General features: G+C 44.1%; 9 protein-coding genes and 1 pseudogene. 9 read left to right on the forward strand and 1 reads right to left on the reverse strand.

Going from position 1 to position 6,130, the window contains the following annotated elements; all coding sequences use genetic code 11:
• The 9 genes from UC75_RS19645 to madM all read left to right on the forward strand — a co-directional run.
• Nucleotides 1-279: malonate decarboxylase subunit alpha (locus tag UC75_RS19645; protein WP_228137004.1), on the forward strand; the 279-nt coding region annotated here is incomplete at its 5' end.
• A complete protein-coding gene (locus UC75_RS01365; protein ID WP_049836445.1) occupies nucleotides 279-1,163 on the forward strand; it encodes a triphosphoribosyl-dephospho-CoA synthase in 885 nt (294 codons plus the stop codon). The genes UC75_RS19645 and UC75_RS01365, both read left to right, overlap by 1 nt.
• A 2-nt stretch (nucleotides 1,164-1,165) precedes the next feature.
• The gene (locus UC75_RS01370; RefSeq protein WP_000448956.1) at nucleotides 1,166-1,465 is read left to right on the forward strand and encodes a malonate decarboxylase subunit delta; all 300 of its coding nucleotides are present in this window, start codon (nucleotides 1,166-1,168) and stop codon (nucleotides 1,463-1,465) included.
• On the forward strand, nucleotides 1,458-2,309 hold the full coding sequence (locus UC75_RS01375; protein ID WP_049836446.1) for a biotin-independent malonate decarboxylase subunit beta: 852 nt from the start codon (nucleotides 1,458-1,460) through the stop codon (nucleotides 2,307-2,309). The genes UC75_RS01370 and UC75_RS01375 overlap by 8 nt, the downstream gene beginning before the upstream one ends.
• Nucleotides 2,306-3,133, forward strand: a complete 828-nt coding sequence (gene mdcE / locus UC75_RS01380; RefSeq protein WP_049836447.1) for a biotin-independent malonate decarboxylase subunit gamma — start codon at nucleotides 2,306-2,308, stop codon at nucleotides 3,131-3,133. The genes UC75_RS01375 and mdcE overlap by 4 nt, the downstream gene beginning before the upstream one ends.
• Nucleotides 3,124-3,732: a malonate decarboxylase holo-ACP synthase gene (locus tag UC75_RS01385; RefSeq protein WP_049836448.1), complete on the forward strand. Its 609-nt coding sequence runs from the start codon at nucleotides 3,124-3,126 to the stop codon at nucleotides 3,730-3,732. Before mdcE ends, UC75_RS01385 begins: the two co-directional genes overlap by 10 nt.
• 12 nt (nucleotides 3,733-3,744) lie before the next feature.
• Nucleotides 3,745-4,683: a malonate decarboxylase subunit epsilon gene (gene mdcH / locus UC75_RS01390; RefSeq protein ID WP_049836449.1), complete on the forward strand. Its 939-nt coding sequence runs from the start codon at nucleotides 3,745-3,747 to the stop codon at nucleotides 4,681-4,683.
• 48 nt (nucleotides 4,684-4,731) lie between these two features.
• Nucleotides 4,732-5,148 carry a malonate transporter subunit MadL gene (gene madL, locus UC75_RS01395; RefSeq protein WP_005132242.1) on the forward strand — a complete coding sequence of 139 codons (417 nt, stop codon included), beginning with the start codon at nucleotides 4,732-4,734 and terminating at the stop codon, nucleotides 5,146-5,148.
• The gene (gene madM, locus UC75_RS01400; protein ID WP_005132241.1) at nucleotides 5,141-5,905 is read left to right on the forward strand and encodes a malonate transporter subunit MadM; all 765 of its coding nucleotides are present in this window, start codon (nucleotides 5,141-5,143) and stop codon (nucleotides 5,903-5,905) included. Before madL ends, madM begins: the two co-directional genes overlap by 8 nt.
• Nucleotides 5,906-5,941: 36 nt before the next feature.
• Here the strand turns inward: madM and UC75_RS19650 are convergent.
• Nucleotides 5,942-6,130 (reverse strand): annotated as a pseudogene (locus tag UC75_RS19650) (LysR family transcriptional regulator); the annotation flags it as partial.

Genomic DNA, 6,130 nt, shown 5'->3' on the forward strand with positions numbered 1-6,130 from the left:
CTCACCGAAGAAGGCATTGCTTATCTATATAAAGCAAGCAGCCAAGAAGAACGTCAAGCCATGATTGCTGCGGTGGCAGGCGTGACTAGTATTGGTTTAACTCAAGATCCTAAAACAACAGCACGTTTAAGACGTGAAGGTCTGGTGGTATTCCCTGAAGATTTGGGTATTCGCCGCACCGATGCAACACGTGAACTTTTAGCGGCGAAAAATATTGCCGACTTGGTGACATGGTCAGATGGCTTATATCAACCCCCTACAAAATTCAGGAGTTGGTAATGATGGCACAAGTTCAATATCAAACGCTCAGCGATAGTCAGCTTTTGGCAGATATGGCAGTCGAAGCGTTAATTGATGAGGTTAATCTGACGCCAAAACCAGCATTGGTTGATCGCCGTGGTAGTGGTGCACATGATGACCTGACTTTGGAGTTAATGGAGCGCTCTGCGAAAAGTTTAGGACCAATGTTTAAAGAAATGGCTCAAGCTGCAAAGCATCATGGAAAAGTTTGTCTGGCCTTGCGTGAAGACATTGGCGAAATTGGTCGCCAAGGTGAAAAGACCATGATGTTGGCAACAGATGGTGTTAACACACACCGCGGTGCAATTTGGGCCTTGGGTTTAATGGTTACGGCAGCAGCATTAGAACGCACGAATCAACAGTACATATCGGCTGTTGAGCTATGCCATTTAGCAGGCCAGATTGCTCAGCTTGAAGATCGTTTTATTCCAGAGCAGGCTTTAAGTCATGGTCAACAAGTACAAAAGAAATTAGGCATCTTAGGTGCTAAAGAACAGGCTCAACAAGGTTTTCCAACCATCGTAAATTTTGGCTTAAAGCAGCTTTACCAAAGTCGTAGTAAACCTATGAAAGAAGAGTTCGCTCGCATAGATGCCTTACTTGCCATGATGACTGATCTAACCGATACCTGTGTGCTTTATCGCTCTGGAACAAATGGCTTAAAGCGTATGCAACAAGGTGCCCAGCAAGTACTTGATTTGGGCGGCAGCTCAAGCTTGGAAGGTCGACGTGCTTTGCATCTTTTAGAGATTGACCTGCTTCGGATGAAGGCTTCTGCTGGTGGTGCCGCAGATTTGTTGGCAGCAACATTGTTTATAGATCGTGCTGAGCAGTCATCCGGAAAAAATAAAAAGGGATTTTGATTATGGAAACACTTCATTTTGAATTTGTGGCCACAGAGCCACCTGTAAAAAAAGCACTAGTAGGATGTGTTGGCTCGGGTGATTTAGAAATTTTGATGGAACCTGGCGAAACAGGAAAAGCTTCTATTCAGGTAGTGACTTCGGTGGATGGTAGTGCAGCACGTTGGCACAATCTTTTTGAACGAATTTTTACTGCGCAAATACCGCCAGCGGTCAATATTGATATTCATGACTTTGGTGCAACTCCTGGTGTCGTTCGCTTACGTCTGGAACAAGCATTGGAGGAGATTGCTCATGACTGATATTCAGAGTTTGTTAAATAAACAAGATTTTATTGAACTTAGTGCAAGAGAACGCGCCAAAGCACTATTAGATGAAGGGACTTTTCGAGAGTTACTCGACCCATTTTCACGTGTTATGTCGCCTTGGCTCGTTAATCAAAATATCGTGCCACAAGCCGATGATGGTGTAGTGATTGCAAAAGGATCTATTCAAGAACGCCCAGTGGTTTTAATTTCAATTGAAGGTTTATTTCAAGGCGGAAGCTTAGGTGAGGTAGGCGGTGCCAAAATTGCGGGTGCCTTAGAACTTGCAGTTGAAGACAATCTAAAAGGTATTCCAACAGCGGCAATTTTACTGTTGGAAACGGGTGGCGTTCGCTTACAAGAAGCAAATCTGGGTTTGGCTGCAATTGCTGAAATTCAGGCTGCAATTGTGAACTTACGTCAGTATCAACCCGTAATTGCAGTAGTTGCAGGCAGTGTAGGGTGCTTTGGCGGTATGTCAATTGCGGCTGGCCTATGTAGCTATATTGTAATGACACAAGAAGGACGTTTAGGCTTAAATGGTCCGCAAGTGATTGAACAAGAAGCTGGTGTACAAGAATATAACGCCAAGGATCGTCCATTTATATGGAGTATTACTGGTGGTAATCAGCGCTTCGCTAGTGGTTTGGCAGATGCTTATGTAGACGATGATCGTCAAAAAATTCGTCAGCAAGTCATCGATTATTTAACTCAAGGCGTGCCTCAGCAGCATCGTAGTTCAAATTACTCATTCTATTTAGCGAAGCTACAACAAGTCGATACTGCTGAGCAGATTACCCCAGCACAGGTTGTGGCTTTGTATCAAGGAGAGCAAGTATGAATATCGCCGTTGATACATTAAAAGCATCTACTCGTGGTGCACATTGGTTTAAAGCACTGACGCAAGGCTTTAAGACCGTTGAAGGTTTTCCAGCTTCAGTTTGGGTGGCCGATGGTCAGATTGATCAGCAAGCTGTACGTGTGATTGCTGTCGTTCAAGACAGTAATAATCTGTTCCCACGCGCGAGACAAGGTGAAGTTGGGCTGCTAGAAGGCTGGAGTTTAGCAAAAGCGGTTGATGACGCGATTCAAGCCGATGCACAGACTGAAACTAAACGCAGCATTTTATGTTTGGTTGATGTGCCAAGTCAGGCCTATGGGCGCCGTGAAGAATTATTAGGTATTCATCAAGCTTTAGCGGGTGCAGTAGATAGCTATGCTAGAGCCAGATTGGCAGGCCATCCAGTTGTCAGTTTATTGGTTGGTAAGTCGATGTCGGGTGCTTTCTTGGCGCATGGATACCAAGCCAATCGTATTATTGCCTTAAAAGATTCAGGTGTTATGGTGCATGCAATGGGTAAGGAATCTGCTGCACGCGTTACCTTGCGATCGGTTGATGAGTTAGAGCAATTGGCATCAAGCATTCCGCCAATGGCTTATGACATTGAAAGTTATGCAACGCTGGGTTTGTTATCTGAACTGTTATCTGTTGAAAACCCTGAACAACCGACAACCGATGATCTTTTGTTAGCGAAGCAGGTGATCGCTCAAGCGTTTAAAGAAATTAATGCTGATCAATCTAGAGGGTTGGAACAAAGACTTCACGGCCAAAACCGTCAAATGTCTAAAAAGGTCCGTGAATTATTGCGTGAGCAATGGTCATGAAACTTAAGTTCGAAGCCCATGATTTACTGTGGGGTATGACGGTCGATTGTTTGGCCGATGATGCTCCACATTGGGTGAAAGAGGTACTACTACGAGGTGATCCAGTTGTAGTTCGACGGGCAATTACTCCTGTAGATCAGTTGGCTGTGGGGGTAAGAGGGCAATTTCGCTATCAACGATATGCAGCTCAAATGCCACGATCTGCAGTTAGCGGACAGCTTAAGCCAGAAGCGCTGACTCACGTAGATAAGCAACAGTTTGAACACTTGGCAGAACGTTTACATAGCATTTCCAGCATTATGAAAAACTTTTCAGGATGCTGGGGATATACAGGGAGTTTCGGCTTTGAGTTGGCAACGGGCATTAAAACAGTAACAGAGCAAAGTGACATAGATTTATTGATTCGAGCTGAACAACCTTTTGCCAAAAAGCAGGCGGTTGAGCTACTCGAAGATTTTCAGCAAGTAGGGCTCAATGTGGATATACAACTACAACTTCCACAAGGTGGGTTGGCGTTAAAAGAATGGGCTAGGGATAGCGGGAAAGTTCTATTGAAACGTCCTGACGGTGCTGTTTTAGTAGAAAACCCATGGAATTAGGGAATAGATATCATGGCTTCAATTTGGGTGTATCCAGGGCAAGGTGTGCAACGAAGCAATATGTTGCACGACTTACCTCAAACCGCTCTGGTTAAAGAACACCTTGAGCGTGTATCGGATGCACTCAAAGAAGATGTCTTGATGCTAGATAGTTCGGCTGCATTGCAATCGACACGTGCAGTACAGCTTTGTTTACTGATTTCAGGTGTGGTGAGTTCTGCACTATTAACTGAGGAAAACTTAACACCTGACTATGTGGCTGGTCTATCAATTGGTGCATGGTCTGCTGCGGTTGTAGCGGGAGTTTTAGCCTTTGAGGATGCTGTTCGTTTGGTTGCCTATCGAGGTGAACTCATGCAAAACGCCTATCCAGCAGGCTATGGCATGACGGCCTTGATTGGTACAGACCGTGCAGCTGTTGAAACATGGGTCAAACAGATTTATGAAATAGCGCCAGAGGTGTTTGTCGCAAATATTAATGCACATAACCAGATCGTTATTTCAGGAAGTTTTGAGGCCATGAACCAAGTTGCTGTTTTGGCAAAGCAACAAGGCGTGGTGGCAAAAAAATTAGATGTATCGGTGCCATCGCACTGTGAATTATTAAGTCAGCAAGCAACGCAACTTGCAGCGTCTATGGAGGGAGTGACTTTAAAGCAGCCTAAAATACGTTATTTAAGTGGTACAACGGCTCGTACGCTTAGCAGGCCAGAACAGATTGGTGATGACTTGGCTTTTAATATGAGTCGAACTGTAGATTGGGAAAGTACCATCCAAGCTGCATGGGAGCGAGGTGTGAGGTTACAGATCGAAGCTTTGCCGGGAACGGTGCTTACTACACTTGCACGCCGAACATTTAAAGAAGGAGCCGTGTTGTCATTTCAAGGAACACGCATAGACACTATTCAGATGGCAATGCAAAAAGAACAGGCAAATAGTTTTTCTTTTTGAGTCAGATTTTACAAAAGCATAAATGATCCAAGGATATGAGGGATTGTCATGATTATATATGGAGTTGGTTTACTCGCACTTTGCACCTTGGTGGGTGTTATTGTTGGCGATTTGTTGGGCGTTTTATTGGGTGTAAAGTCCAATGTTGGTGGCGTGGGTATCGCCATGATTTTACTCATTTGCATACGGTTATGGATGGAAAAACGTGGTGTTATGACAGTTGAAACCGAAAAAGGCGTTTCATTCTGGGGCACCATGTATATTCCTGTTGTTGTTGCCATGGCAGCACAACAAAATGTGGTTACAGCATTATCTAGTGGACATATGGCACTCTTTGCGGCGGTAGTTTCAGTTATCGTTTGTACACTGACCATTGCAGGCTTAAGCCGCTATAACAAGGCAAGCCCTTTACCGAAGGAAGAAGACACCACATTAAACCGCATTGGAGGCAAAGTTCATGGTTGAATTATTATTAAAGGACTTAACCCATTTAGGTTTAATTACAGCTTTTGCCTTAATTGCTTTAATTATGTGGTTGTCGACTAAGCTATCTAAATATTTAACCAAGGGACGAGTGCATGCTTCAGCAATTGCGATTGTGATTGGTTTAATCTTGGCATGGTTTGGCGGAAAAATGACAGGCGGTGAAAAAGGGATTACCGATCTTGCACTCTTTACCGGTGTAGGGCTTATGGGTGGTGCAATGCTTCGTGACTTTACCATTGTCGCAACTGCATTTGAGGTACAAGCGACTGAGGCGAAAAAAGCCGGATTTATTGGTGCCTTCTCTTTATTTCTCGGAACCATTTTGCCATTTATTGTCGGTTGTATGTTTGCGTGGATTTTTGGCTATCGTGATGCGGTAAGTATTACCACAATTGGTGCAGGTGCAGTAACCTACATTGTGGGACCAGTGACTGGAGCTGCAATTGGCGCGAGTTCTGAAGTCATGGCGCTTTCAATTGCAACGGGGCTGGTAAAAGCGATTTGTGTAATGGTTTCAACACCGCTTACCGCAAAATTTATGGGATTAGACAATCCACGCTCTGCCATGATTTTTGGTGGCTTAGCTGGAACTGTAAGTGGTGTGTCGGCTGGTTTAGCAGCTACAGATCGCCGTTTGGTTCCTTACGGTGCGCTTACTGCAACGTTTCATACAGGTCTTGGTTGCTTAATGGGGCCGACTGTTTTGTTCTTCGCAGTTAAAGCTTTAGTCGGTTAATAAGTATTTAATACTCAGTCAAAAAGACCGTTGCTACTAACAACGGTCTTTTTTATTTTTGAAATTAGAGGCAAACATTCGACATTCAGCAATCAGAGCAAGTAAGTTTGGATCGCGCTCTTTACTCTTTAGAAAGACCAAGCCAATTTCTTGTTGCATGTGATATTGCTGTTTTAGTGGAATAAGTTTTACTGAACTTTCATAAACTGCAGAAATACGGCCGGG

The organism is Acinetobacter sp. V2 (assembly GCF_001188385.1).
Classification (GTDB): domain Bacteria; phylum Pseudomonadota; class Gammaproteobacteria; order Pseudomonadales; family Moraxellaceae; genus Acinetobacter; species Acinetobacter oleivorans.

Coding starts and splice junctions, on each gene's coding strand:
- UC75_RS01385 (WP_049836448.1), top strand. CDS start 3,124: ATGGTCATGAAACTTAAGTTCGAAGCCCATGATTTACTGTGGGGTATG.
- UC75_RS01370 (WP_000448956.1), top strand. CDS start 1,166: ATGGAAACACTTCATTTTGAATTTGTGGCCACAGAGCCACCTGTAAAA.
- UC75_RS01375 (WP_049836446.1), top strand. CDS start 1,458: ATGACTGATATTCAGAGTTTGTTAAATAAACAAGATTTTATTGAACTT.
- mdcH (WP_049836449.1), top strand. CDS start 3,745: ATGGCTTCAATTTGGGTGTATCCAGGGCAAGGTGTGCAACGAAGCAAT.
- mdcE (WP_049836447.1), top strand. CDS start 2,306: ATGAATATCGCCGTTGATACATTAAAAGCATCTACTCGTGGTGCACAT.
- madM (WP_005132241.1), top strand. CDS start 5,141: ATGGTTGAATTATTATTAAAGGACTTAACCCATTTAGGTTTAATTACA.
- madL (WP_005132242.1), top strand. CDS start 4,732: ATGATTATATATGGAGTTGGTTTACTCGCACTTTGCACCTTGGTGGGT.
- UC75_RS01365 (WP_049836445.1), top strand. CDS start 279: ATGATGGCACAAGTTCAATATCAAACGCTCAGCGATAGTCAGCTTTTG.